The sequence below is a fragment of the Vibrio bathopelagicus genome (assembly GCF_014879975.1).
GTDB classification, from domain to species: Bacteria; Pseudomonadota; Gammaproteobacteria; order Enterobacterales; family Vibrionaceae; genus Vibrio; species Vibrio bathopelagicus.
The window spans coordinates 719664-744362 of the sequence record NZ_CP062501.1; the positions used below are offsets into that span (position 1 = coordinate 719664).

At 43.1% G+C, this 24699-nt stretch carries 22 protein-coding genes; 15 read left to right on the forward strand and 7 right to left on the reverse strand.

All coding sequences use genetic code 11. From position 1 onward, the window contains the following. The first annotated feature begins 219 nt into the window (after positions 1-219). The 4 genes from IHV80_RS19560 (at position 220) to IHV80_RS19575 (ending at position 4841) form a co-directional block, all read left to right on the forward strand. A complete protein-coding gene (locus IHV80_RS19560; protein ID WP_192891958.1) occupies positions 220-1983 on the forward strand; it encodes an ABC transporter ATP-binding protein in 1764 nt (587 codons plus the stop codon). Beyond that, complete coding sequence (locus tag IHV80_RS19565) at positions 1977-3761, forward strand: ABC transporter ATP-binding protein (protein WP_192891959.1); 1785 nt, start codon at positions 1977-1979, stop codon at positions 3759-3761. Before IHV80_RS19560 ends, IHV80_RS19565 begins: the two co-directional genes overlap by 7 nt. Before the next feature lie 234 nt (positions 3762-3995). Beyond that, positions 3996-4262 carry a hypothetical protein gene (locus IHV80_RS19570; protein WP_102555935.1) on the forward strand — a complete coding sequence of 89 codons (267 nt, stop codon included), beginning with the start codon at positions 3996-3998 and terminating at the stop codon, positions 4260-4262. Between the two features lie 144 nt (positions 4263-4406). Continuing rightward, entirely contained in the window at positions 4407-4841 is a 435-nt protein-coding gene (locus IHV80_RS19575; protein WP_192891960.1) for a hypothetical protein, read from the forward strand. A gap of 81 nt (positions 4842-4922) precedes the next feature. Here IHV80_RS19575 and IHV80_RS19580 read toward each other — a convergent pair whose 3' ends face one another. Next, positions 4923-5390, reverse strand: a complete 468-nt coding sequence (locus tag IHV80_RS19580) for a cytochrome b (RefSeq protein ID WP_264158483.1) — start codon at positions 5388-5390, stop codon at positions 4923-4925. A gap of 323 nt (positions 5391-5713) precedes the next feature. Here IHV80_RS19580 and IHV80_RS19585 point away from each other — a divergent pair, with 323 nt between their 5' ends. Both IHV80_RS19585 and IHV80_RS19590 read left to right on the forward strand, forming a co-directional pair. After that, complete coding sequence (locus tag IHV80_RS19585) at positions 5714-6553, forward strand: tetratricopeptide repeat protein (protein ID WP_102277445.1); 840 nt, start codon at positions 5714-5716, stop codon at positions 6551-6553. 146 nt (positions 6554-6699) lie between these two features. Further along, entirely contained in the window at positions 6700-7956 is a 1257-nt protein-coding gene (locus IHV80_RS19590) for a peptidoglycan DD-metalloendopeptidase family protein (protein WP_192891962.1), read from the forward strand. A 92-nt stretch (positions 7957-8048) separates the two neighbouring features. On the opposite strand, the gene IHV80_RS19595 is transcribed toward IHV80_RS19590, so the two are convergent. Beyond that, on the reverse strand, positions 8049-8369 hold the full coding sequence (locus IHV80_RS19595) for a heavy metal-binding domain-containing protein (RefSeq protein WP_192891963.1): 321 nt from the start codon (positions 8367-8369) through the stop codon (positions 8049-8051). Between the two features lie 30 nt (positions 8370-8399). Beyond that, on the reverse strand, positions 8400-9311 hold the full coding sequence (locus IHV80_RS19600) for a LysR substrate-binding domain-containing protein (protein WP_192891964.1): 912 nt from the start codon (positions 9309-9311) through the stop codon (positions 8400-8402). 91 nt (positions 9312-9402) lie between these two features. Between IHV80_RS19600 and IHV80_RS19605 the strand changes: the two genes are divergently transcribed. Continuing rightward, the gene (locus IHV80_RS19605) at positions 9403-10431 is read left to right on the forward strand and encodes a DMT family transporter (RefSeq protein WP_192891965.1); all 1029 of its coding nucleotides are present in this window, start codon (positions 9403-9405) and stop codon (positions 10429-10431) included. Positions 10432-10503: 72 nt separating this feature from the next. Here the strand turns inward: IHV80_RS19605 and IHV80_RS19610 are convergent, their stop codons facing one another. Then, positions 10504-13518, reverse strand: a complete 3015-nt coding sequence (locus IHV80_RS19610) for an HD domain-containing phosphohydrolase (RefSeq protein WP_192891966.1) — start codon at positions 13516-13518, stop codon at positions 10504-10506. Between the two features lie 355 nt (positions 13519-13873). On the opposite strand from IHV80_RS19610, the gene IHV80_RS19615 reads away from it, so the two are divergent. From IHV80_RS19615 to IHV80_RS19635, 5 genes are all read left to right on the forward strand, one after another. After that, a complete protein-coding gene (locus IHV80_RS19615) occupies positions 13874-15196 on the forward strand; it encodes a GGDEF domain-containing protein (protein WP_192891967.1) in 1323 nt (440 codons plus the stop codon). Positions 15197-15353: 157 nt separating this feature from the next. After that, positions 15354-16100, forward strand: coding sequence for a phosphatase (locus IHV80_RS19620; RefSeq protein WP_192891968.1), 747 nt, complete (start codon positions 15354-15356; stop codon positions 16098-16100). A 177-nt stretch (positions 16101-16277) separates the two neighbouring features. Next, positions 16278-16673: a cytochrome b562 gene (locus IHV80_RS19625; protein ID WP_192891969.1), complete on the forward strand. Its 396-nt coding sequence runs from the start codon at positions 16278-16280 to the stop codon at positions 16671-16673. Positions 16674-16974: 301 nt separating this feature from the next. Next, positions 16975-17331 (forward strand): hypothetical protein, encoded by a 357-nt coding sequence (locus IHV80_RS19630; RefSeq protein WP_192891970.1) that lies wholly within the window; start codon positions 16975-16977, stop codon positions 17329-17331. Between the two features lie 107 nt (positions 17332-17438). Further along, complete coding sequence (locus IHV80_RS19635; protein ID WP_192891971.1) at positions 17439-18950, forward strand: PepSY-associated TM helix domain-containing protein; 1512 nt, start codon at positions 17439-17441, stop codon at positions 18948-18950. A gap of 96 nt (positions 18951-19046) precedes the next feature. Here IHV80_RS19635 and gloA2 read toward each other — a convergent pair whose 3' ends face one another. Beyond that, entirely contained in the window at positions 19047-19430 is a 384-nt protein-coding gene (gene gloA2 / locus IHV80_RS19640; protein ID WP_192891972.1) for an SMU1112c/YaeR family gloxylase I-like metalloprotein, read from the reverse strand. After that, positions 19430-20362: a LysR family transcriptional regulator gene (locus IHV80_RS19645; RefSeq protein WP_192891973.1), complete on the reverse strand. Its 933-nt coding sequence runs from the start codon at positions 20360-20362 to the stop codon at positions 19430-19432. The genes gloA2 and IHV80_RS19645 overlap by 1 nt, the downstream gene beginning before the upstream one ends. 375 nt (positions 20363-20737) lie before the next feature. On the opposite strand from IHV80_RS19645, the gene IHV80_RS19650 reads away from it, so the two are divergent. Together IHV80_RS19650 and IHV80_RS19655 are read left to right on the forward strand one after the other, a co-directional pair. Then, a complete protein-coding gene (locus IHV80_RS19650) occupies positions 20738-21331 on the forward strand; it encodes a cysteine dioxygenase (protein WP_017079740.1) in 594 nt (197 codons plus the stop codon). A 138-nt stretch (positions 21332-21469) separates the two neighbouring features. Beyond that, entirely contained in the window at positions 21470-22291 is an 822-nt protein-coding gene (locus IHV80_RS19655) for a helix-turn-helix domain-containing protein (protein ID WP_192891974.1), read from the forward strand. An 8-nt stretch (positions 22292-22299) separates the two neighbouring features. Here IHV80_RS19655 and IHV80_RS19660 read toward each other — a convergent pair whose 3' ends face one another. After that, positions 22300-23031 (reverse strand): EAL domain-containing protein, encoded by a 732-nt coding sequence (locus tag IHV80_RS19660; RefSeq protein WP_192891975.1) that lies wholly within the window; start codon positions 23029-23031, stop codon positions 22300-22302. Positions 23032-23399: 368 nt separating this feature from the next. Here IHV80_RS19660 and IHV80_RS19665 point away from each other — a divergent pair, with 368 nt between their 5' ends. Next, positions 23400-24593 carry a glycine C-acetyltransferase gene (locus IHV80_RS19665; RefSeq protein WP_017094962.1) on the forward strand — a complete coding sequence of 398 codons (1194 nt, stop codon included), beginning with the start codon at positions 23400-23402 and terminating at the stop codon, positions 24591-24593. Positions 24594-24699: the final 106 nt, after the last annotated feature.

Sequence of the window (24699 nt, forward strand, 5' to 3'; positions counted from 1 at the left end):
ACTTAGCTTTGTTACTCAATATCTAGCTAATTATTTGCCGCCATTTTGGCGGCAAAGTTGTTTCTGGAAAGACTATAATTCAGTAGAGATAACGAAGATATGAATTTGGTTGATATTGTCAACTATGTCTTTTTGGTGTACCTTTAAACCTGAGAATGTACCAAGCTCCCAGACGAATCTATGGTACAGCCGCGAACCCGTCCTCAAAGAAAGAATTCCATGAATAAAAGACAGTTTATTGCCCATTATTTGCGTATGAATCGCACTTCTTATTTGTTGGCAATAGTTTTCATTTTTCTCGTAAATTGGCTTCAGGTCGAAATACCACGCTACATCCAATTGGCAATAGATTTGATTGATGATGCCTCCTCAAGTGGTCATCAGCAGCTTCAAACTTATGTTTGGATTGTGGTTGGTATGTCGGTCGCCATGGTTGTGGTTCGTATATTGTCTCGCATCTATGCGCTTAACCCTGGGCGGATTACAGAGGCGGCTCTTAAGACGACACTTCTCCAAAAATTAAATCGTTTACCTAACAGCTTTCACCAAAGGTTTGCGTCAGGCAGACTGATCTCCATCATCAATAATGACCTCAGCGGCATTCGCTTGCTGTTTGGGGTGGGCTTCTTGCAGTTCTTCAATGCGTTGCTCGCCTTGTCGCTGACGCCTCTTTACATGTGGCGTATCTCTCCAGAATTAACGCTTTATTCGATTATTCCTATCTCAATCGCTTTTGTGATTTTCCGAGTAGGCTTCAAACGTATGAAAACGCTGCACTTAGAACACATGAAGCGACTGCAAAACTTGTCAGCTCAGTTGATGAGTTACTTGTCAGGGATTGATCTGATCAAGAGCCAACAGATGTCGCCTTGGGTGAAGGCAGAAACCGAAAAACTCAATCAGCTACTACTTGAATGTCGCCTTAAGATCACTCGTATTCAGGTGTTCTTTATGCCTGTTCTCGACTACGCCAACGACTTAATGAAAATCATCATTCTGGGACTTGGTGGCTTTATGCTCATGAGGCAAGAGCTTACTTTAGGTGAGATCACCGCTTTCCTGACTTACTCCGTTTTACTCGCAATGCCATTGATGCAGCTAGGCAGAATCGCGACGATTTATCAGCGTGGCATGGTAGGCATTCAAAGCGCACAAACGATTCTCAATGCGAAAATCCCAGAACTGGATGAAGCGAAGTTGTCTGAATTAGACGTTGAATCCCTCAAGGGAAAGGCGTTTTCCGTGCGTAACCTGAGTTTCCAATACGAAGGTGAGGAGCGACTCATTCTCGATAGCATCAGTTTTGATATTCCAGCAGGCAAAAAAATTGGTGTGTTAGGCGGAATTGGTTCAGGTAAAACAACGCTGGTAAACTGTTTGAATCACCATCTGGATGTGCCGGAAGGAACCGTTTTTCTCGGGGAAACAGATGTAACAAGTTTCTCGCGCAGTGATCTACGTCGCTATGTTAAAACGGTTACTCAGGACCCTTACCTGTTTTCAGCAACGGTTGAAGACAACATTCGTTTTGGTAGCTTAGATACCAACCTCGCAAAGAGTCAGGTTGATGAAGTTCTTGAGTTGAGCCAATTAGCGAATGACGTCACTCGTTTTGAAAACGGCGATCAAACCTTAGTCGGTGAAAAAGGGATCATGTTATCGGGTGGTCAGAAGCAACGCCTAAGTATTGCGCGTGCTTTATTAGAGCCTACAGATTTAATCATCATGGATAACGTTCTGTCAGCAGTCGATTATGAAACGGAAAGAAAGATCTTAGAAGGCCTGTTTAATCGATTGAAAAATCAATCTGTGCTGGTGGTTTCACATCGTGTCAATGCCCTTGAATACATGGACGAAATCATTGTTCTGAATGAAGGGAAAGTGATCGCGAAAGGTGACCATGACACCTTATTAAAAACCTGTGCTTACTACTACGATACTTGGCAATTACAACAGAATGAAACGGAGGCAGCAGCATGTTAAAAGGTGTTGATGTTAAGTATCTAAAGCACTTTTTTAAGTTTGCTAAGAAATACAAACGCTCGGCAATTCTGGGCATTGCCATGCTTCCATTGTCGGTGGTCACAAGCTTGTTGTTCCCTTGGTTGATTATTCAAGTGATCGACGTGCATTTGAGCCAAGGAGATATGGACGGGTTGCTTGAGTATGTTTTCTACTTAGTTCTGGTCTTGATTGCCAGTTATGTGGTCGACACCACTTATTCGTACAATCTACGAAAAACAGGCCAATACACCATCACAGACATGCGTTCAGTGCTATTTGAGCGTGTGCTTAAACTGCCTCGTAGTTATTTCGATAATACACCGATTGGTGTGACTCTTTCGCGCTTGACCAGCGATCTAGAAACCATCGGCGAGACGTTTATTCAATCTGTTGTTGGGTTGGTTAAAGATAGCATCAACACCATTGCGCTGCTTATTATGATGCTGTTCATTGATTGGCAGTTGACTTTGATTGTGCTGATTATCATGCCTCCCGTGATGTACTTGACGGTCTATGTGCGTAATCGTCTACGTGTGATGTACAAGATTACTCGCTCAACATTGGCTCGTGGTATTGGCTTCCTACAAGAAGTCTTATTTGGTATGAAAACCGTTCAGATGTATCGCGCGGAGGAACAAGTCGAGCAACGATACCAAGGCTACACGGATGAGTTTTTGCGAGCGCAAAAGAAGATCAACAAATACGATGCGATTTTGTTCTCGTTTATCTCGGGCATTACCTCAATTACTATCGCGATTATGATCTGGTACGGCTCAGAGCAGGTCATCGAAGGCGCGTTGACATTGGGTGTGCTGATCGCATTCATCAACACGCTCGAAAAGGTGTTTGTCCCAATTCGCGACTTTACTTCCCAGATTGCCTCTATTCAAAGTTCATTTGCGGCTTTTGATCATATTGAAGAGTTGTTTGTTGAGCCTACTGAAGAAGAAGGGCGCAACTTATTGCCATCTCATCAAGTCAAAAACCAGCTTGAAAAGTTTGTTAGTCTTGAGTTCAAAAATGTGAGTTTCCGCTACAAAGACGACTCTCCATATGTTCTAAAGAATGTCTCTTTTGTGCTGAAAAAAGGGCATCAAATCGCACTTGTTGGTTCAACGGGTTCAGGTAAGTCGACGATTCTTCGTCTGATCTCTAAAACCTATCAGGATTATGAAGGCAGCATTTTGCTGAATGGAGTAGAGCTGTCGCAGATTTCAAGCGAAGATTCTGCTCACTTGTTCTCAATGATGATGCAAGATGTGCACTTATTTGAAGAGACGATTCAGTTCAATATTGCTTTGGGTAAGGAACATCTTACTAGAGCTGAGGTTGAACAAGCAGCGCGCTATGTCTACGCCGATAAGTTCATTGAACAATTACCACAAGGCTATGACTTTCATTTAGAAAAGAACGGCTCCAACCTGTCTGTGGGGCAAACGCAGCTCATTTCGTTTGCTAGAGCGGTCGCACAAGGCGGGCAACTGATGATGCTTGATGAAGCAACCAGCTCGGTAGATTCAATCACCGAAGATCTCATTCAAAAAGCGATGCAACGTCTTTTCAAGGATAAAACCGTGATTGCGATTGCGCACCGTCTGAGTACCGTTCGTCACTCTGACACGATTTTGGTGTTGGAAAAGGGCGAAATTGTTGAGCAAGGTAACCATCAACAATTGGTCGCACACAATGGTATTTATGCCGGCTTGTTACAAGAATCGATTGTAGAAACGAGCGATTCCCAAGTGACGGTAGCCTGATCTCCTCAAGTCAGGACTGCCGATTCGACAACTCGAATTGGTGCTACTTATGCTTAATAAGCTTCTATGCTTTTCTAGTATTCCCAGTAGCTTAGGGAAAATAAAACATATTTTACGAATATTAATATGTTATGATCTCCCTACTACTAAAGGGGTGTCTTAGGGCATCGGGATGTATGCGAGCAAGATGAACCGGCTTGTGTCAGTCACTTTCTGGCGAATATGGAATCGAAGATGTTGTTGGAAGAAGTTGTAGAAATTATTGAATTAACCGACTCAGACCATTTATCTCAAGCAATGGAGCTGTTTAACGAGCATGGTTTTGTTGATGCTGAATCTTTGCCTTTTATGAACGTTGTGTTTGAAACAGCACCGGATCATCTTGCGAAGAAGTTGTCGCAGATTGGTTTTAAAGGTTTAGTGCAAGTCGAGAAGAATGAAGATGCATCGGGCTTCACCATTATTGATGCTGAGCGTGTTCTGCTAAAAGATTCTGCTTAGCTAAAAAGTTCTGCTTAGCTGGAAGACTCTATTCAGCCCAGTAAAAGCGTCTAAGCCATACAGCGCTCTTGCTAGTCATACTCTAAGTTCAGCCAAAAGAACCGAGTTCAGTAACACCCGTTATAATTATTTGAGGTTAACACAGTGACAACAGCGACCGTTTCGTCAACAGAGCAACATATTTCCAATGAACATGCGCTTTTAGGTGCATCGTTATTAGCGTCTCAAAAAGTTGAGTTGGCTCTGTTTAGTGTTATCTCTAAGTTAACTAAAGCATTACCAAAGGAAGCGCAACATCAACTAGGCTTGGACTTGGATACCTTTCTAAGAGAGAAGCCAAGTGAACAAGACTCAACGTTGAGTTTGTACGTACAAATGTTTGGCGAACAACTTCCTTTGCAAAAAAATGAAATCAGCGATTTTATTTATCATCGTAATCTCGTTACCCGTAGTTTTTGGCGAGTGACTGGCGCTGATGTTAAAGGCGGTGAGAAACTAGAGAATCCAGAGCTCTATTTAAAAGAGTTCTTAGCCAAATGTGAATATTGGCAAGTGATGATCGATACTCAAAAGAACTGAGCACTTAAATAGATTGAATAAAGCCATAGCTTACACGCTGTGGCTTTTTTGTTTGTGCTCAAAAGTTTGGATTATTTAAATCTAGATCATCATCTTCAACACGTAATTTTTAGAGACGAAGTGATGTTTGAGCGCGGCACTAATATGCAAGAGGATCAAACAAGCAAGGGTAATACAACTAGCACGATGTAAATAGAAAAAGAAGCTGTTGATTGCGGGGTCCGTTATTAGATTGTCGACGGTCGTCAGCCAAAATAAGGAATACGGTTCTTTAAGCATTAAATAACCGGTGCTGAAAACCATGAACATAACGAGATACATGAGTGAATGGGCGAGCTTGGCAATACATATTTGACCAGCAGCCACAGATGAAGGCATGGGCGGCGAGGTTCTAAAATGACTCCATACATATCGTATCGCCAGCAAAGGCGTAGCGACAGTAGCCAGTGACATGTTAAGCACTGACAGGAAAGAAAATAGCTCTGGATGACCTGTCACAAAGTGCATCACATACCCTGCAATGGTTGCATAGATGATCACAGAAGCCATTACCCAGTGCAACACACGGCTTAGTAAATCGTATCGTGGATTATTCAAATTAACCTCGTTCTGATCGTTATAACAATAATTTTCAAATAGATGCCAAAACTAGTTTTTAGTATATTTGCATCGCGAATTAATTATATCGAACAGTAATACGCCGTATTCTCCTTAATTATAAATTAATGATGTTGCTTCAGGTGTTTTATAATTATCAATGATGTTTTAGAGTGTTAATTCCAATACAGACACGGCAAACTTGCCGACTTCCTAGCTTGTATGCCTATAACGAGATACAGTTAGTTTAAAGCTAAATATATAAGGAATGTATAATGCTTCGAATCTTATTGATTGCAGTTATCTCAATGTTCACGACCATGAGTTTTGCAAACGAAGAGGTTAAGTACTCAGATCAAGAGTATTTGGATAGACCATTGATGGAACGTTATATCTTGGATGAGTTGAAGCAATTGCGCATGGAGCAACAAGATCTCGAAAGGCGTTTAACGATCCAAATGACCGATCGTGAACTCTCTGTCGCAGATAAATCGTTGAATTACGCCAACGTTACAGTGACTTATTTCTTCTACATTATTGCGGGCGTCGCTTCACTTATCGCATTGGTCGGGTGGCAATCACTGAAAGAGCTTAAGCACACAACTAAAGAGATGGCAGACCAGAGATTGAATTCTATCGCTCAAGAGTACGAAAAGAAATTTAATGTACTTGAAAGGGATCTTAAAAGGAAAACTCGAATCATCTCTGAAAACAACCGAGAGATTGAGATCATCAATGAGATTCACAATTTATGGCTCAGAGCACAAAACGCGCAGACCGCTGAGCAGAAAATTGAGATTTACGATGAGATCTTAAAAGTTCGTCCGGGGGATTTAGAAGCGCTGACTTATAAAGCCGATGCGGCAATGGACATGCAAGAATACCATTGGGCAATGAGCTTATGTAACCGTGTATTAGAAGTGGATGACCAGAATGCACATGCTTTGTACCAACGTGCTTGTGCCTACGCAAGGTTAGGTGCAGAAGGTCAGGCAATAGACGACTTAGAGCGTTCTATTGAGGCCAGTGGCTCAATGAGAGAACTTCTGGCAGAAGAGCCTGACTTTGAGATGCTGAGAGGTTTAGACCGCTTTGAAGCTCTATGTGAAGAGTAGTCATTTTATGACATGGTGAGCTTTGCACACTCACCATACTTTTCACCATTTTACGGAACGGTTTCTAACATTTCGCTTGTTTTATTAAGCCTATTGTTATGTTATAACATGCGAAAAGTTCATTGTTATAACCGTTAAGTATTTTTATGAAGTTCCTTCGCACTGGCCTGATCATTACTGCGATCAGCGCATTTTCACTTGCTGCTTTGCTCTCTTTTCAACCTGAGCCTGCAAAAGATATCTCAATTCAAATAACACCTTATCAAAACTCTCAGATTTCTGATGAGGAAAGCGCTGAACCACAAGTTAAGCCAAGTTCATTGGTTAAAATCCATTACTTCGTAAAGGTTGGTGATACGCTTAGTAACGTATTTTCATCATGGCAACTCCCTTATGGAACCGTTCATAAGGTGTTGGAAGCGGATCTTGAGTCGTTAAAATTGGATACCATCAAACCTGGCGACCACCTAGAGCTGCTTTTGGACAGTGAAACGAAGCAGCTCGTTGAGTTGATCTTCCACGAAAGCTTAGTTGAGCAGGCTGTTTATACAAAAAACGATGACGGCACGTTCAGTTATCAATTCATTGAAACCCCCGGGGAATGGAAAGAAAAACTGTACGCAGGTGGCGTGACGGGAAGCTTTTCGATGTCGGCTCATCGAGCGGGGTTAACGACTGCACAGATAGCCAATATCACTCGAACGCTGAAAGGTAAGATTAACTTCTCCAAAGAGCTCAGAGCTGGCGACAGCTTCAATGTGTTGGTTAAAGAGCAATACACGGAAGATCACTTAACGGGTAAAACTGAAGTGCAAGGGATCTCCATCAAATTACGAAATAGGGAAGTGGCGGCTTTTCTTGCTCCGGATGGACGTTTCTATGACCGAGAAGGTAATAGCCTTGAGCAAGCTTTTAATCGATACCCGATAGATAAACAATTCCGAAGAATTACTTCGCCATTCAATCCGTTCCGCAAGCACCCAGTGACAGGAAGAATATCACCACATAATGGCACTGATTTCGCAACGCCTGTGGGTTCACCGATTTATTCAACCGGAGACGGAAGGGTTGTGGCGCTTCGTGACCACCCTTACGCAGGAAAGTATCTAGTGATTGAGCATAACAGTGTTTACACAACTCGTTATTTGCACCTGAGTCGTTTCTTGGTGAAGAAAGGGCAACAGGTTAAGCGCGGTCAGAAGATAGCGCTATCTGGTGCAACAGGCCGTTTAACTGGGCCTCACCTACATTTTGAAGTGTTAGTACGCGGAAAAGCGGTCGACGCGATGAAGGCTGACCTACCTTTGGCCAGTTCTATATTGCCGAAAGACAAGGATGCATTCCTTGCTCGAATTGCGTCTTTTGATGACGTCATCTCTGAGCAACAAGGCACAACGATTTAAATCAAGCTCAGTCTCGGATTATATTATTCCAACCTTCTGGTGATGAAAAACTGAAGGTTGGAACAAGTGTTTATAAATAATTGCAGATTGGATTAAGCGACAACGACAGCTGTGCCACTGGCTGAAACCATCAACATGCCATTACCCGTCCCTAATACTTCGTAATCAATATCGACGCCAACCACCGCGTTTGCACCGGCTTCAATTGCTTTCTGTTCCAGCTCTTTGAATGCGAAGTTACGTGCTTTCTCCAGTTCCTTTTCATAAGTTCCAGAACGTCCACCGACGAAATCTCGAATACCTGAGAACATATCTTTGAAAACGTTAACCCCTAGTATGGCTTCTCCGGCAATAACCCCTTTGTAGTCGACAATGCGTTTGCCTTCGACAGATTGTGTGGTGGTAATAATCATAGTGGCCTCTGTAAGTTAGATGATTGGTTACTAGCTGAGCTTTGTCTCTGAGCGTGTGAATTCATGCCTCAACCATGTTCTCAGTTTTAGCACACTTTCTTGTTTTAATTTGTTTTTTGGGCAAACGAAGTAGAAATCTTGATGGGGGTTAGCCACAGGTTCACTAATTTCGACCAACATGCCATGGCTGATGTCATCTTTCACAAACAAGCGGTGAGTGACTAATACACCAAGTGAACGAATTGCAGCTTGCACGGCTTGAATGGATACATCGAACGTCAAGTTACTGTGGAACGTCGGCATTGGTATTTGGTAATGATCACACCACACCTGCCAATCATGTTGTCGTCTTGGGTTAAACGCACCAATGGTTGGGTTTTGTTTCACAAGTTGTTCAACGCTTAACCCCACTTGGTTTTTCAATAGTGTAGGGCTGCACACCAATACCAGATCATCGTCACCGAGCTTTTCGCTGTAATATCTGTCCCACTCGTTCGGTTTGCCATGGACAAGGGCAATATCGACACCTTCCTGCTCTATATCAAAAGGGCCGGTTAACGTGGAAATACGGATATCAAGAGAAGGAGCAAAGGCTTGAAAGTCAGGCACTCGAGGGATCCACCAGTGCATCGCGAGTGAATTGACCATGTTGAGAGTAATGCGGTGATCGTTAGGCGTTCTGGCAAGCTCTTCTGTCGCTTCTATCACCTGTTCCAGTGCTGGCGCGACTTTACGATAATATCGCTTACCGGCGGCATTGAGCACAACTCGACGGCCGACACGTTGGAATAACGGTTTATTGACCAGTTGCTCCAATGATTTGATAGCTTGGCTTACCGCAGAGTGACTGACGTACAACACACGAGCGGCGTCGGTCATGCTGCCAGTTTCAGCCACAGCGATGAACGCATAAACGGATTTAAGCGGAACGAGTTTTTTCATTGGTAAGTTTTCCTTACAGTTATGGTTAATATTACTCGCTATTTTTAATCACGTCACGCCTCTAAAATAGGTGTCATAGGAGGTGATAATTATGTCTGATATTACCAAGGCGACGACTTTCATGTTGTTGTCGACGTTCAGTTTGTCTTTAAGTGGCTTAATGGCTAAGTATCTGTCTGAAACGATGCCCATTTCGTTATTGAGTTTTGTGCGTTTTTTCTTACCCAGTCTGTTTTTATTCCTATTCTTGATGTTTTACAAGATCACGAAACCTTCACTTGATATGTGGAAGCCTTTGGTGATGCGTGCGATCTTTATGGTGGCATGTCAGTGGTGTTTTCTTACTTCACTACAAACCTTAACGTTGGTTGAAGGTGTGGTGTTATTCAGCACGGGCCCGCTGTTTATTCCGTTGTTAGAAAAGTTAATGTTTGGAACCAAAATTCATACAACGACCATCGCTTGTTTAGCGATTACCTTTGTCGGTGTCGTGATGATGGCAGGGGATTGGTCGCAGTTCGAGTTTGGCTCAGAGTTCTTTAGGCCAGCACTATTGCTAGGGTTATTGGCGGGCATGTTTAATTCTGGCTCACAGGTGAGCTTGTACCGAGCCTCTAAGACAAGCCTGACACCCGCAGAACTTAACGCGTGGACGTTCTTGGTCGCGGCAATCATTGTGATACCAATGGTTGTGTTTACTTCAGTATCGGCTGCTCCTGATGTACTTGAGAGTGCAGCGGACAATGGAACCTTATCGGCTCTGCTATCTTTTGATGAGTTGCGTTGGATTGGACTTGGCGCTTTTGGATTAGCTCTATTTACTATTAACACGCAAATCTTCCGCTCGAAAGCGTACAAGTTGGCAGACAGCGGTTCTCAATTGGCTCCCTTAATTTTTACTAACATGCTATTTAGTGCGTTATGGCAGAGCTTGTTCTTTGATGATGTGTTTTCTACTCAGCAGTTAATCGGCATCAATTTGATAGTCGTGGCGAGCATAACCAATACTCTATTGGCTAAAAGACATAGCAAAGTAAAAACTAAGCAAACACCGCGAGCCGCTGTGGCTGTAGCGACTGTAGCGGATGCTGCGGTGTTGGAGTCTGCCGCTAAAAGCTAAACATTGAGGCTAAAGACTAAAGACTAAAGACTAAAGACTAAAGGCTACAGACTGCAACCTAAAACCTAAAACCTAAAACAATGAACGTATGTACTCTTTTACTCGTTCGATATGTTTGCTCTGATCAATCTCGCAGCGTTGGTTAGCTTCAAGGAATCGTTTAGCGTATTTGTCATAGATTTTGTTTTCTAAAAACAGCAAATACAGTTTGGGGTCGATATGACCGCTGGTGGCCATGTCGGTCATGATATTGAGTGATTCGCTTAGGAGTTTGCCTTTCTTATAAGGGCGGTCACTGGAGGTGAGCGCTTCAAATACATCAGCGATCGCCATCGCTCTAGAAGGCAGAGGCAATTGGTCTTCATTTAAGCCTCTCGGGTAGCCCTTACCATCAATACGCTCGTGATGTCCGCTGGCAATATCCGGAATGTTCTTGAGATAAGACGGGTAAGGGAGCTTATTGAGCATGGTGAAGGTTTGAATGATATGGTCGTTGATCATGAAGCGTTCTTCGTCGTTTAAGGTGCCACGACGCACTTTCAAATTGTGCAACTCGCCTTGGTTGTATTTTACTTCACCGGGCTTGAGTACAAACGCTTCTTGCCACACATCAGCTGGGTTAAAGCCATTATCCCACGGTATTTTATGTTCGGGTTTATCAGCAAGTAGTGGTTCCATCACCGGAAATGTTGGGTCTTTTCTTACTGGCTCAGCTTTACTCTTCTCTGTCGTGTCTTGTTGTGGATTGAATCTCTCTTTTTCAGACCAAGATAACCCTAGCTGATCGTCGAGTGTTCGTTTCCATTGGCGCATGGCTATTCGGTCTAAGCGTTCGAGTTGCTCGTCCGTCATCGACTCCCCGCCAAGATTACAGTCGGCAACGAAGGCAAATTCCTCATCCAATTCAGACACACTTTGCTCGAGTATTTTAAGTTGTTCTTCTTGGAGCGCACCGTTCGCAATGGCTTTCCAATAATCGGTTTCTGCTTGTTGTTTGAGTAACTCAAATCGCATGCGAACTTCGTGTATTCGGTCATATATCGTTTCCAATTTTGTTGCCTTATCTACCACATATTCCGGCGTGGTCACTTTGCCACAATCGTGCAACCAAGCGGCTAACATCAGTTCTTCCCATTGTTTGTTATCGAGCGAGAAATGAGGGTAGTAACGGTCATCGTCTATGGTGGCTTGGGTTAACCATTTGGTGAGCTCTGGGACGCGTTGGCAATACCCGCCTGTGTAAGGCGATTTGGTATCAATCGCAGAGGCAATCAATTCTATGAAGGCATTGAGCATGTCTTTCTGCTGCTGCATTTGGTCGATGTTGTCTTTGGCGATTTCGGCAAAGCTCAACAGCTCTCTTAAAAAGGCGTGTTTATCTGCCTGTATCTTGGTGATCGGTCTTTCATAGCCAATCACAACAATGCCCACCAACAACTTCTCGCGATTCAATAGAGGAAAAAGGTACAGATCTGAATTGAAGATAGAATCTTGATAATAGTTAAGAACATTATCCTCTCGGTTGAGGTGAATGGTCTCGCCAGATTTAAGCTGACACAACAACCAAGGGGTATGCTTGATGAAGTCATTGATGTCGGCCTTGAAGGGAATAATGGCGAGGTTGGCTGCCGTATCAAACACATCCTTTTCTTCGGACTGAGTAAATAGCACGATGGTTTCAGCTTTGGTAATTAGGTAGCTTTGATGGGCTATGTTCTTGGCTAATCTCGAAAACTCCTGATTACCTGCTGTGTCTCTAAGTAAATTAATCAGATCATGAAGTGTGTGCTCCATCAGCTCAATGGAATGGGCGAGGTTGGCCACTTCTTTGATCATGCTCTTGGGGTAATGGGTTCGTCTGAAATCAAATCGAGCAATGTTGTCAGTAAGCTGCATGAGTGTATTGAGAGGCTGAGAAAGGCGATTGGCAACCAACCACACGATACCGAAACAGATAAACAACATACCAATCGCGACGGCAACTTGCTTATCACGCATCGAGATAAGATCAGAAAGCAGATCATTGTGTGGTGTCGCTTCGGCCAAATAAAGGGTGACGTCTTGGGTCAACTCCACGGGCGTTAATGTTAATGCCCAAGTATTTAGGTTGTACTCAATGTTCTTTAGGTTGAGGTTGAATTTCTCTTCATCAGAAATAAGAGGGGCTAGAACAGACGACTTTAAGGCCGCCATTTGAGCACGTTTAGGGATGTTGAATAGTTGCTGGCTTTGCTCGCTACCGGATCTTTTATTGTCCCCTACGTTGCTGTTGGTGCGGTTGTTATCACCTATGGGCTTTAGGTTGGGTATCTCTAGGTCGAGTTGGTGTTGGCCTAGCAGGTTGAAATGTTGGTCAAACAAAGCCAAGCGACTCTGTGGTGAATAGGCGAGTTGGCTTATTTGAGAGGACAAAGAGTCCAAAGTGAAATCAGCGCCAACCACATGATTACCCTCATAAGTTCGCCTTGAAAGGGTGATGCCGTTCTTTTTAAGAAAGTAAAACAGATAAGGCTCAGAGAGTTTGATTGTTCCATCGGGTTTAGCGTTGCGGAACCAAGGTCGGGTGGTAGGGTTAAACTCACTCTCTTGTTGCACAATGCTCAATACCTTATGTGCGCCATCAAGGTAAGAGATAAGGTTTTCTCCCTTTAGGTTGATCGTGCTGACCATCATCGTGGCTTTGGCTGGTGCGTTGTTTTCAAGTCTTTGCTTGTTGGTGCTCAGTGGGCGGAAAATCCTAAACTCTCCATCATTAGACCCGTAAAACAGCGCGACTAAATTGGTATTTTGTTTGAATATGATGTCTATCGAGGCAATCCAAGATTCCTGTTCAGTAGACGAAGTTTGATGAGAAACAAACGGGCTCACAGCCATCACATTCAAGGTTGTGATAACAGGGGCGATGGCTTGCTTAAATACCGATTCCAGTTTATCGCGATGTTCATTACTGATTTCGCGCACTGTCCCTAACAACAACTCTTGTGAATGGCGATAGCTTATTGAGATAAGTACGGCACCAACAAGTGTTGTCAAAATTAGGAAAAGGCTAGTGATGTGGATACTCAGCGGATATCGTCTTCGTCTCATCAAACACTCCAGCTTGTTAACTGGTATAAGTATTGACGAACTTGGGTAGGTTGCAAAAAATTGGTGCAATTAAGGCGGCGGTACGACTAAGCCGTGCTTCCGATAACTAAGTGTAATGAGAATAAAGCCTTATCTTTAAGTGCTGATGGTCACATGTGGTTGGTAGGGTTGCTCCGAGATGCTGGACAGGCTCGATGTAGGCAATACATATCTAGTGTTATTAATATTCCTGATTAGAAAAACAAGCATTCTGGGTGTTTTATTAATCGATCGTTATTATGTTAATATTATCAATTATTTTGCACATCTATAAAATATCTAGGTGCTGTATGTGTTGAGCCTAGAAGGGACAGTAATGACGTTAGAAGCATATATTCTCAATGTAGGAATATACTCAATTTTCCCATTGTATTTTGCTACGTTAAAAAACCGTGTGCGTACAGCTGCATTTTATAACTATCTTAGTATTGTGCTTTTAGTGGGAGGGCTTGCTGGTGCCGTTTATTCCTTTCCTTTATCCGAAGCTTTAAGTATTTCAGGCGGAAATATTGCTTACGGTGCATTCATGATGAGCACTATAATGCTCATTATTATTGAGCGAGATTTTAGCACTTTTAAACACATGTTTCGGTTAGTAGTGGTTGTGGATTTGATTGCCTTTGTTGGTTTTAACTTTATGGCTTGGTTGCTGGAATCGGAATATGTGTTGAACCCTTTTGCAATCCCTTTCAGTATCTTTGACGTGTCGTTGAAAGTTCTTGTTCTTGGAGGGTTTTTGATTCTCCTCGAAATATTGTTATTGATGTTTATTTTTACACAAGTGAGTAAGTTCCTTTCCAACTTACCAGCGTTGGCATTCATCTACACGCTAGCATTTGTTTTTATCCTTTGTTTGGATGGAGCAGTGTTTCCTCTTTTAGCTTTTGGCCTAAGCCCGCAAATCGTTCCTATCATATTCGGAAATATACTGGGTAAGTTGTTGATTGCGGCCTGCTATAGTGTGCCAATGCTGATCTTCTACTTTTTGTTTAGGGGGGATTTTGCCAAGTTTGTTAGTTCGCCACTATCCATAAAGGATTTGACTAAAGCTCCTAGAAAAGAGTTGCTGGCAACATTGTATCAATATGAGTTGCGTGATGAGCAGTTGCAGAGAGAAAAACAAGATCTCACAAAGATTGCACTTTTTGATGAGCTAACCTCACTCTCCAATAGACGTAAATTTAATCAAACGTTTGAGTCTGAATGGGCTAGATGTGAACGCGAAGGGCAAACTTTAACCTTGGTGATCGGTGATATTGATTTTTTCAAGCAATATAATGATGCGTATGGCCACCATCAAGGAGATGTTTGCCTTAAACAAGTCGCAAAGTTATGGAAGCAAATTTTCAATCGTCCGTCAGACCTTGCTGCTCGCATAGGAGGCGAGGAATTTGCCATTATATTGCCAAACTCATCTATAGAGCAAAGCAGAGCTCGTCTTAATTCATTCTTAACGGTTTTGCACAGTCAGCCGATTCCTCATCGTTCCTCACCTATTGCTTCTCATGTAACGATGAGCCTAGGTGCAGCGGAATGCGTTCCGACGAAAAGCACATCGCCAAATGATCTGTTTATGCTTGCTGATAAGCGCCTTTACAAAGCAAAGAATAGCGGGAGAAATCAGGTTATTGTCGATTGAATTAATTTTAACAATACTGAATGATGAACAGTATATAATTTCAAATCACTCAGCATCACATTAAGCAGGTGTCTGTTGGGCATTTTTTGAAGAAGCTGTATTAGGCTAACCGAACTTAAAATTGATTGACTAGACCAAGCGATTAAGGCATTGATTTATGGAACTTAAAGTAGACACCCACACCCACACATACGCAAGTGGTCATGCTTACAGCACGCTGATCGAAAACGCGAAATCGGCGAAGCAAAACGGTTTAGCTATGTTTTGTACTACCGACCATTCCGAGTCTATGCCGGGCGCGCCACATTATTGGTTCTTCAGCAATCAGCGTGTGCTTCCTCGTTTTATTGAAGACGTTGCCATCATCCGTGGTGTTGAGTCGAACATCATGAATACACAGGGCGAAATTGATATTCATCCGAGTGTCGATAAGAACTTAGATTGGGTGATTGCCAGTTTTCATGAGCCTGTTTTTCGCCCATCGGATGTTGCTACCCATACAGAAGCGCTCCTGAATGTGATTAAAGGTGGTCGTATTGATGCACTTGGTCACTTAGGAAATCCTAATTTTGATTTCGATTTTGAAGCTGTGATTCAATGCGCGGCAGAACATAACGTAGCAATCGAAATTAATAACACCACGCTTAAAGGCAATAGCCGTGTTGGCAGCGTTGACCGTTGTTACGAGATCGCAAGAATTGCTAAAGCGAAAGGTGCGTTTATTACTACCGGTAGCGATGCGCATTTCTGTGTAGATGTGGGCGGTTTGGATCTCGTGTCTTCATTACTTGATGAGGTGGGCGTAGATTCGAGTAAGGTGATTACCCATTCGCCACAGCAATTCCTAGCCTTTTTGTTATTGCGCGGTCGCCAATCTATCGTCGAGTTTTCGGCATTTGAGTAATAGACTGCCCGGTACTTTTTACGTTTTAGTAATTGATTAGCTCGCCAGTTTGCATTTCGACACAATCAATTTTTGTGCCCGACGGATTTTTGTATACACTAGCCGAAAATAATAAAGTCGAAGTGCCGCAATAACGATGGCGCTACCTTCAAAGACATCGCTTCACCTGGAGAAACAATGAAAACTCGCTCAATCCTGTTATCTGGCTTAATCGCTGCTTCGCTATTGTCTGGCAACGCTTTTGCTAATATTGACCTTAAGAAAAACATGCAAGAAATGAAGCTTGCATTCAAACAAGCGGCAGAAGCTCAAAACATTGAAGAGATGCAAAAGCCTATCGTACGTATTGACACGCTAGTTGCTGAGCTCAAAACGGGTGTTTACCCAATTGAGAAAGAAGAACACTTCATGGAAGGTTTCAAAAAGATCAGCGCATCAATTGATAGCATTGAGCAGAAGCTAGACCAGGGTGAATTTGAATCAGCACAGCAAGAGCTTCGTACTATCGACGGCCTTCGTGAAGAGTATCACGAGAAGCGTAATCCAAGCATTTGGAGCAAGATATTCGGTTAATTCGTTAATCAAGAGCGTTTGCTAGATACGTAACAAAGAGCAAAATCTCAAGATTCGATTTCTAAAACGCCGCCTTACATTCTTCTTATAAAGAAGTTGTAAGGCGGCGTTTTTTATTGTCTTTGTTATAAACAGTTTGCTGAGTAGAGTTTCGTCACATTTTCTTGGCTCTTTCGTTGTAACCAGTTTTTAACTAAAAAGAGTGTGCGTTAGCTTCAATTTTTTAACCTGATGTTAATCTTTACGTTTACCTATATAACAAGTGCCTCATAATAAGGGAAATTTATAAAGATTAGGAATAATGCGCCGAACCTCGTTCAACTTCTCCATGTTACTTGCCACTGCATTAAGCTGGGTGCTAGTAACATTAATGCCTGTTATCAATGCTCATGGTAATAGTGCGGGAGTATGGGCGTCGTTATGTACGGTCAACGGCTTTGAACTGGTTCAAATTGAAGAAGGCGAACCGAATACTCACAAAGGAAAGCCGTGTCCCTTTAGCCATTTTTCCACGTTTCACCAAGACGAACTTCCAACTACACTACTGACAACTCGACTGAGTTCTATTGTCTCAGACAGCTACGCTTTTTTGGCTCTAAGCGAACGCTACACGAGGCAAGCCCCACGTGGTCCTCCCTTTGACTTTGCTTCTATCTAACCCACTAAAATAATTAAAAAAATAAAGTATTAAGTAAAGTTAACCATGCTCAGATTACTTTCTGGTTTTTTCAGAAGGTATGTTTGCGTGTGTCAAAGGAAATAATAATGTTGAGAAATGAATCTCAAAATACTGCGAAAGCACAAGCTAATTCGCAGTCTAAAAGCAGTGTAAAAACGAAAGATCGCAATAAAACTCTCTACTTCCTCACTTGGCGTTGGCACTTCTATGCTGGGCTATTCGTTATCCCATTCATGTTGATGCTGAGTATTACTGGTTTGGTGATGCTGTTTGACGATGAAATCGAACTTGCTTTCCATCAAGACGCGATTGAAATTGCGGTATCGGGCGAACCGATCAAGGTGTCACAACAATTAGCTGCCGTACAAAATCAATACCCACAAGGTTCGGTGACACAATTTGTACCGAGTAAAGCGCCTGATCTGGCCAACCGTTTTTCGGTAGCACTTGAAGACGGAACGTCCGTTTTCGCCACGGTGAATCAATACACTGGCGAAGTGGTAGGAGAAATCCCGCGTAGCGATAGCCTTTATCAGCTCGCGAATGATATTCACGGAACACTACTGATTGGCGATTGGGGTGATTACCTCATTGAGGTTGCAATCAGCTTGTCGATCCTTCTGTTAGTAAGTGGAATCTATTTATGGCTTCCTCGAGACAACGCGAGCTACGCTGGTTTTCTTAAGCTTAGATTTGCTTCAGGAACACGTGTATTAATGCGTGATTTGCATGCGAACATCGGTGGAACACTGTCATTCATTCTTCTGTTGTTTATTCTCTCGGGATTATCATGGACAGGTTTTTGGGGCGGTAAGCTAGTGCAAGCATGGAGTACTTTTCCTGCTCAGATGTGGGACGACATTCCTTTGTCTAACGAAACGCATGCTTCTTTAAATCACGGTTCTGAAGAGGAAATGCCTTGGAACCTAGAGCAAACGCCATTGCCTTTATCTCAAGATAAGTCCGCCGAACACGTACATCACGCAGTAGAGGCGACTGAATCTCATGATCACTCCAAGATGGGTGAGGATCATTCTCAGCATGTGTTATCCGCCAGTAATTTCTCTATTGATGATGTGATAGCAAAAGCTCAATCCCTTGGTTTTACGCAATATAAAGTCAATTTCCCGCGTTCAGAGTCGGGCGTTTACACCGTGGCTGCGAATACTATGGGAGGCGACATCATCGACCCAACCCGAGATCGCACGACTCACCTCGATCAATATTCAGGACGCATTCTAGGAGAGGTAACATGGCAAGATTACAATTTATTCGCCAAAACTTTAGCCGTTGGTATTTCTCTGCACCAAGGTGACATCAGCATCATCAACAAGCTTCTAAACGCGTTGTTCTGTTTGGCATTCATTGTGGTGTCGGTGACTGGTGGAGTAATGTGGTGGATGCGCAGACCTTCTGGCCAAAGAAAGCTGGGGACGCCACCGAAGTTTGGTGATGCAGGCTTATGGAAAGCAGGCTTAGTGACTGTGGTTGTTATTTCGGTACTGTTTCCACTCGCGGGTGCAACGATTGTGGCTGCAATGCTATTGGATTGGTTACTGTTTTCACGCGTTGAGAGATTCAAGACCGCATTGAGTTAACTGGTACACAAACGGACTTTCTCGACTTGAGAAGGTCCATTTTATTAATCAGGCGAGCGCTTCTTCTGTGAGGAAGGCTTTAGACTTGATACAGCTCTAGATTTGATAAAGCTCTAACGGCAGGCCATCCGGGTCTGCGAAAAACGTAAATGATTTCCCCGTAAATTCATCAACTCGAATCGGTTCGACTTCAATGCCTTGTTCTTCCAAGTAGCTTTTGACATGTTGAACGTCATCAACACAAAAGGCCAAATGTCTCAGCCCTTGAGCTTCAGGAAAGCTTGGTCTTTCAGGTGCCTTAGGGAAGCTGAATAATTCTATTTGAGCGCCATTAGGCAGTGCTAAGTCAAGCTTGTACGACTGGCGCGCTTCACGATAATTCTCTGCAAGCACTTCAAGCTTTAAAACTTCCGTATAAAAGCGTTTAGAGACTTCGTAGTCTGAACAAATAATGGCGGCGTGGTGTATTCCTTCGAGCATCAGTTTATTTCTCCTGCCAGTTTGTCACCTAAGTGTTCCATCGCGTAATCAATAAACACACGTAATCGGGCGGGCATATACTTGGTTTGAGCAAACTGCATCGCGATAGCTCCATGGTAATTACTCTTGATGGTCCAATCTTCCAGTACTTGCACTACAGAACCTTCAGCTAATGCATCTTGAATCACGAAGTCATGGAAAATACCCACACCAAGCCCTTCTTTAACGCCTTTCAATCGCATCTGAGAGTGGTTCACAGCGTAACGTCCGCTGACGGGTACAGTGTAAAACTCATCATCTTTAAGGAAATCCCAAATGTGGTCTTTATCTGTTTCTGCAAGATATAAGCAGTCGTGCTCAGAAAGCTCGGTAGGGTGCTTAGGAATTCCTTTGGCATCTAGATAGTCGGGGCTCGCACATAACACGAGGTTTGTTTTCCCGAGCTCTCTCAATACCAAACTCTCGTCAGGTTTGTCGGTAAGGCGAAACGCAATGTCGATGCCTTGGCGTAATATGTCGATGTCGCCATCAGCCGCCCTTAGCTTGAGTTGAATCTCTGGATACTGAGTTAAGAATGGACCAACGAAAGGCTGCAGTACGGAGTTCAAGAAGGCTTCTGGCGCCGCTACTGTTATAGAGCCGGCAGGTTCAGTATGGTCGGAGGTAGACAGCTCAACCGCTTGTTGCGCGGCACTAATCATAACCACGCTTTGGTCGTACACCAACTGGCCTGCCTGCGTGATGATCAATGTACGAGTGGTGCGTTCAAATAACTTCACTGAGAGCGCTTTTTCTAAACGTGTGATCAGTTTACTCAACGCTGAAGGTGTCACGCCTAGCTGCTTTGCTGCGGCGGTAAAGCTACCTTCATTCACAACTAAGATAAACGAGGCGAGATCGGGAAGTAGGGCGATGAGTTTTGGGTTAATCATGAGTATCCAGTTAGACTAATTTTAACAGTGACCATAACCTTGATTGTGATTGATCTCTTCTGATTTGTGAATCAATTTCATTAATTGATACGCGCAATAGTAGCCGTGATGGAAGCCGTACCTTTGTTGTTCCTATTTCATATTACTCAGTTATTTAGATCTCAAGTCAATATGGCGATTCAGTTGCTTCAAATTGGTTGTTAGATGCTTTTGTTATATGAATGTAAATACCTGTGATTGCTTGTTAAAATTCATTTAAACGGTGTTAGTATCCTCCCAACTTGTGCTGAATCGAATCAGCTATATTTTCATCGTTCGAAGAGAACTTTTAACTTCGAGTTCGGAAGAGCGAAAGCATAGTCAGAGGTAAGTATTTTGCAACGTACTGATATCACCCCAACGCAATCTCCCGCGTTAGCCGCGTTAATTAATAACGATTACGAGCTTAATTTCCAAGAGTTTATGGACCAAATACAACTGGCAAATAAACCCATGTCTCTGGCTTCTATTCGGTTCATATTGGATAACATCGAACTGAGTAAAGAAGAGATCAAGTCGTTGGCGAGTTTTGATAAAGAAACATACTGCCGACAAAGGCTTTTCAAAAATGACCACTGCGAAGTTTTAATTTTGAGTTGGCTAAATGGGCAAAGAAGTAAAATACACGATCATTTGAATACGTCTTGTGGCGTAAAGGTTCTACATGGGCAAGCAACGGAAACCTTGTTTGAAACAGCGGCTAATGGCCATATTTTTGCTTCTCAGTCGACTCATTTCCAAGAGGGCAGTGTGACCGTTAGTAAAGATAATGATATCCATCAGATATCGAATCTACAGGCTGGCGATGAGCCGCTCATTACGTTGCACGTGTATTCTCCCCCTTTAAGTCAGTTCCACCTCTATCAGCTAGAGAGCGGCAAGTCGGAACTGCTCGATATACAACAAGAGTGCTGGGCCTACGAGATCTAACATTTCTCTGTCGCGATCTGCCTACAAGTACCAACCAAATTCTGGAGTGGATTCTGACTAAATGAGGTTATGTTCGATGCCTCATGTCATAGTAGTGATAAGTAAACTACACTAGTTAAAAAGCTAGGTAAGTGACAGATGAATAAAGAAAATTTCCCAATAGAGTTAAAGCGACTTCGTGAATCCATCTCCATTTCGCAGGAAGAATTTGCAGAATTGCTTTCCAATTCTCATCGAGCGTTTTTTGGTGTCAATCAGGTAATGGTGAGTCAGTGGGAAAGGTCAAAGACGCTGCCTAGTTTTGTTCGTCGCCTTGGTATTGCGAGCTTCTTTCAGGTCGACTATGACTTTTCAGTAGAAGAAATGGTACAGGTGAAAGCGGCAACCAAGAACGTGGAGCGTCCATTTAGTGTTGATATTGGGTATGACTATGAGGTGACTAGCGTTGAGTCATATAGCATGGGAGTGCTTCCAGCGAAAAGGCTTAAGTCGATTCAAGGGATGCATCTAAAAACCTATGGCAAAGATTTTATCGAGGTTTCTCAGCATCTGGGTGTGAAAAAAGAAGATATGCAGGTGCTTTGTTTTCTTTTCAAGGGAGTCATTATTGGTCATGTGGTGTATGACGGCTTAAGTAAGATGCTTTGCAGTGTTGGCGCCGTTAGCATTGTGATTCGTCGTAAGATCTTCGATTACATGGCGGATAATTTGTCTAATACTGAGTTTCGGTTTCCAACCCTTGATCCTGCTATGTGTCAGTTCCTGTATGACCTGTATTTAGAGCCTTACATGAGCAAGCTTGGTATGCCGTTTTTCAAGGCAGATATAAAGAAAGTGGTGAAAAATCCCTTTTCTCAGAACATCCAAAACAAACACGATATCTACTTTAAGTACATCCGTTACCATGACCTCAAGCAGAAGAAAAAAAGCGTCGAGTTTGTTTTAAGCTCGAGCCTGTAAGATGTTCTCTACATGACCAACCTTAGGTCGGTTAAAGGTAGAGGTTTTGAGTACAAAAAGCCTTGGTAGCGATCAAACCCTAGCTGGTGGATCAGTCGACGTGTATCTGTGTCTTCAACGCCTTCCGCAACGGTTTCAATGCCAGACTCTTTGCAGTACGCCAAAGTGCGCTTAACTAAATCGGAGCTTGCTGGCTCAATACTATTCACAATCGACTTATCGAACTTCACTTCATCGACATTAAGGCTAATCACCTTATTGATGTCTGAGTAACCAATACCAAAATCGTCGATAGAAATTCTGACTCCCAGAGACTTAAAGCGCTTTATCTGCTTACAAAGCTGCTCATCTAATTGATCATTTTCACTGAGTTCAAAAGTAAGTTGCTCGGCCTTGAAAGAGGCATTCCAAAGTAACTCACGAACTTTCTGCACGTTATCTGGATTCGCCAGTACTTTCTTACTGATGTTCACCGCTAAGTTTAAGTGAACAGAAAGCGATTTTACCTCTGTTAACGACTGCTCCAGCACACTAAAAAAGATCTCTTCTTCATAACCCAACGCAAACGCACGATCGATAAACACACCTGGAGAGAAAACCCCTTCTTCTGGAATATCTAAACGAAACAGCGCTTCAACCCCAGTCACTTTCTCGACACTCGGCTGAACCTTTGGCTGATAAAAGCAGGTGTACCAGCCGTTTTCGAAGGCTTCTTGGATGATGTGATCGGATAGGGTCATGTGCGTTCTTTCTCATACTTTTAACGGCCGCACATTCTGGGACAAGCAGACAATCACAACTATATCGTTCTGAGATGAAAAATTGATATTCGATATGAAAGCGAAATTAGACACGAACGGAAGGGGGATTTGACGTTAAAAAGAACAGGTGAGACGCATTAATGTGCCCTGTGTCACTGGGATGAACTATTATTAATGCCTGTGATTCATTAATGTTTTTCCAACTAAAGGGATAATCGAAAAGGGGATGTTCAACTAGAATAGGAGGTATAAGTTTTACAGTGTAAATGATCGAATTGAAATCGTTTACATCCCCTACATAATGCGGCGCGCGATGCTGCTGAATAATAATTAGGAAGGAATAGACAATGTCTTCTGCATTTTACCAACAGATTCAAACTCAAATCGAAGAAGTTAAAGAAGAAGGTCTTTACAAGTCTGAGCGCATTATCACTTCTGCTCAAAAAGCAGCGGTTTCTATCTCGACTGGTGAAGAAGTACTAAACTTCTGTGCAAACAACTACTTAGGCCTTGCTAACCACCCTGACCTTATCGAAGCTGCTAAAGACGGTATGGATCAACACGGTTTTGGTATGGCTTCTGTTCGTTTCATCTGTGGTACTCAAGACTCTCACAAAGAACTAGAGCAAAAGCTATCTACGTTCCTTGGTAAAGAAGACACTATTCTTTACACATCTTGTTTTGATGCAAACGCTGGCCTATTCGAAACGATTCTAGGCAAAGAAGACGCAATCATTTCTGATGCTCTAAACCACGCATCTATCATTGATGGTGTTCGTCTATGTAAAGCAATGCGCTTCCGTTACTCGAACAACAACATGGAAGAGCTAGAGCAGCAACTTATCGCAGCTAAAGAAGCGGGTGCACGTCACACGCTTATCGTAACTGACGGTGTGTTCTCAATGGACGGCGTAGTCGCTAACCTTCCTGCTATCTGTGACCTTGCTGACAAGTACGGTGCACTAGTGATGGTTGATGATTCTCACGCAGTTGGCTTCATGGGTGAAAACGGCGCTGGTACTCACGAGTTCCACAACGTTGTTGACCGTATCGACATCATCACAGGTACGCTTGGTAAAGCAATGGGTGGCGCTTCAGGCGGTTACACTTCTGGTAAGAAAGAAGTGATCGACTGGCTACGTCAGCGTTCTCGTCCATACTTATTCTCTAACTCTGTTGCGCCTGCAATCGTATCTGCGTCTATCCGTGTTCTAGATCTTCTAGCGGAATCTGGCGACCTACGTACTCAACTATGGGAAAACTCTGCTCACTTCCGTACTCGCATGGAAGCAGCTGGTTTCACTATGGGCGGTGCTGATCACGCAATCATCCCAATCATGCTGGGTGATGCAAAAGTAGCGGCTGAATTCGCAGAGCGCGCACTAGAGAAAGGCATCTACGTTGTAGGCTTCTCTTTCCCTGTAGTACCAAAAGGTCAAGCTCGTATCCGTACGCAAATGTCTGCTGCACACTCTCGTGAGCAATTGGATCGCGCAATTGATGCGTTCATCCAAGTTGGTAAAGACATGGCTATCATCTAATTTTAAAGGGGTGCCTTGTGCATCCTTTGATTAGATAGAACAACAACCAATAGAACATATAGATTTTTGATTCTCGCCTTACAGTTAGGCGAGATGAACTGGATAA

Excerpts from the sequence above, each read along its gene's own strand:
- IHV80_RS19560 (WP_192891958.1), top strand. The coding sequence starts at position 220 with ATGAATAAAAGACAGTTTATTGCCCATTATTTGCGTATGAATCGCACT.
- IHV80_RS19565 (WP_192891959.1), top strand. The coding sequence starts at position 1,977 with ATGTTAAAAGGTGTTGATGTTAAGTATCTAAAGCACTTTTTTAAGTTT.
- IHV80_RS19570 (WP_102555935.1), top strand. The coding sequence starts at position 3,996 with ATGTTGTTGGAAGAAGTTGTAGAAATTATTGAATTAACCGACTCAGAC.
- IHV80_RS19580 (WP_264158483.1), bottom strand. The coding sequence starts at position 5,390 with ATGGCTTCTGTGATCATCTATGCAACCATTGCAGGGTATGTGATGCAC.
- IHV80_RS19585 (WP_102277445.1), top strand. The coding sequence starts at position 5,714 with ATGCTTCGAATCTTATTGATTGCAGTTATCTCAATGTTCACGACCATG.
- IHV80_RS19590 (WP_192891962.1), top strand. The coding sequence starts at position 6,700 with ATGAAGTTCCTTCGCACTGGCCTGATCATTACTGCGATCAGCGCATTT.
- IHV80_RS19595 (WP_192891963.1), bottom strand. The coding sequence starts at position 8,369 with ATGATTATTACCACCACACAATCTGTCGAAGGCAAACGCATTGTCGAC.
- IHV80_RS19600 (WP_192891964.1), bottom strand. The coding sequence starts at position 9,311 with ATGAAAAAACTCGTTCCGCTTAAATCCGTTTATGCGTTCATCGCTGTG.
- IHV80_RS19605 (WP_192891965.1), top strand. The coding sequence starts at position 9,403 with ATGTCTGATATTACCAAGGCGACGACTTTCATGTTGTTGTCGACGTTC.
- IHV80_RS19610 (WP_192891966.1), bottom strand. The coding sequence starts at position 13,518 with ATGAGACGAAGACGATATCCGCTGAGTATCCACATCACTAGCCTTTTC.
- IHV80_RS19615 (WP_192891967.1), top strand. The coding sequence starts at position 13,874 with ATGACGTTAGAAGCATATATTCTCAATGTAGGAATATACTCAATTTTC.
- IHV80_RS19620 (WP_192891968.1), top strand. The coding sequence starts at position 15,354 with ATGGAACTTAAAGTAGACACCCACACCCACACATACGCAAGTGGTCAT.
- IHV80_RS19625 (WP_192891969.1), top strand. The coding sequence starts at position 16,278 with ATGAAAACTCGCTCAATCCTGTTATCTGGCTTAATCGCTGCTTCGCTA.
- IHV80_RS19630 (WP_192891970.1), top strand. The coding sequence starts at position 16,975 with ATGCGCCGAACCTCGTTCAACTTCTCCATGTTACTTGCCACTGCATTA.
- IHV80_RS19635 (WP_192891971.1), top strand. The coding sequence starts at position 17,439 with ATGTTGAGAAATGAATCTCAAAATACTGCGAAAGCACAAGCTAATTCG.
- gloA2 (WP_192891972.1), bottom strand. The coding sequence starts at position 19,430 with ATGCTCGAAGGAATACACCACGCCGCCATTATTTGTTCAGACTACGAA.
- IHV80_RS19645 (WP_192891973.1), bottom strand. The coding sequence starts at position 20,362 with ATGATTAACCCAAAACTCATCGCCCTACTTCCCGATCTCGCCTCGTTT.
- IHV80_RS19655 (WP_192891974.1), top strand. The coding sequence starts at position 21,470 with ATGAATAAAGAAAATTTCCCAATAGAGTTAAAGCGACTTCGTGAATCC.
- IHV80_RS19660 (WP_192891975.1), bottom strand. The coding sequence starts at position 23,031 with ATGACCCTATCCGATCACATCATCCAAGAAGCCTTCGAAAACGGCTGG.
- IHV80_RS19665 (WP_017094962.1), top strand. The coding sequence starts at position 23,400 with ATGTCTTCTGCATTTTACCAACAGATTCAAACTCAAATCGAAGAAGTT.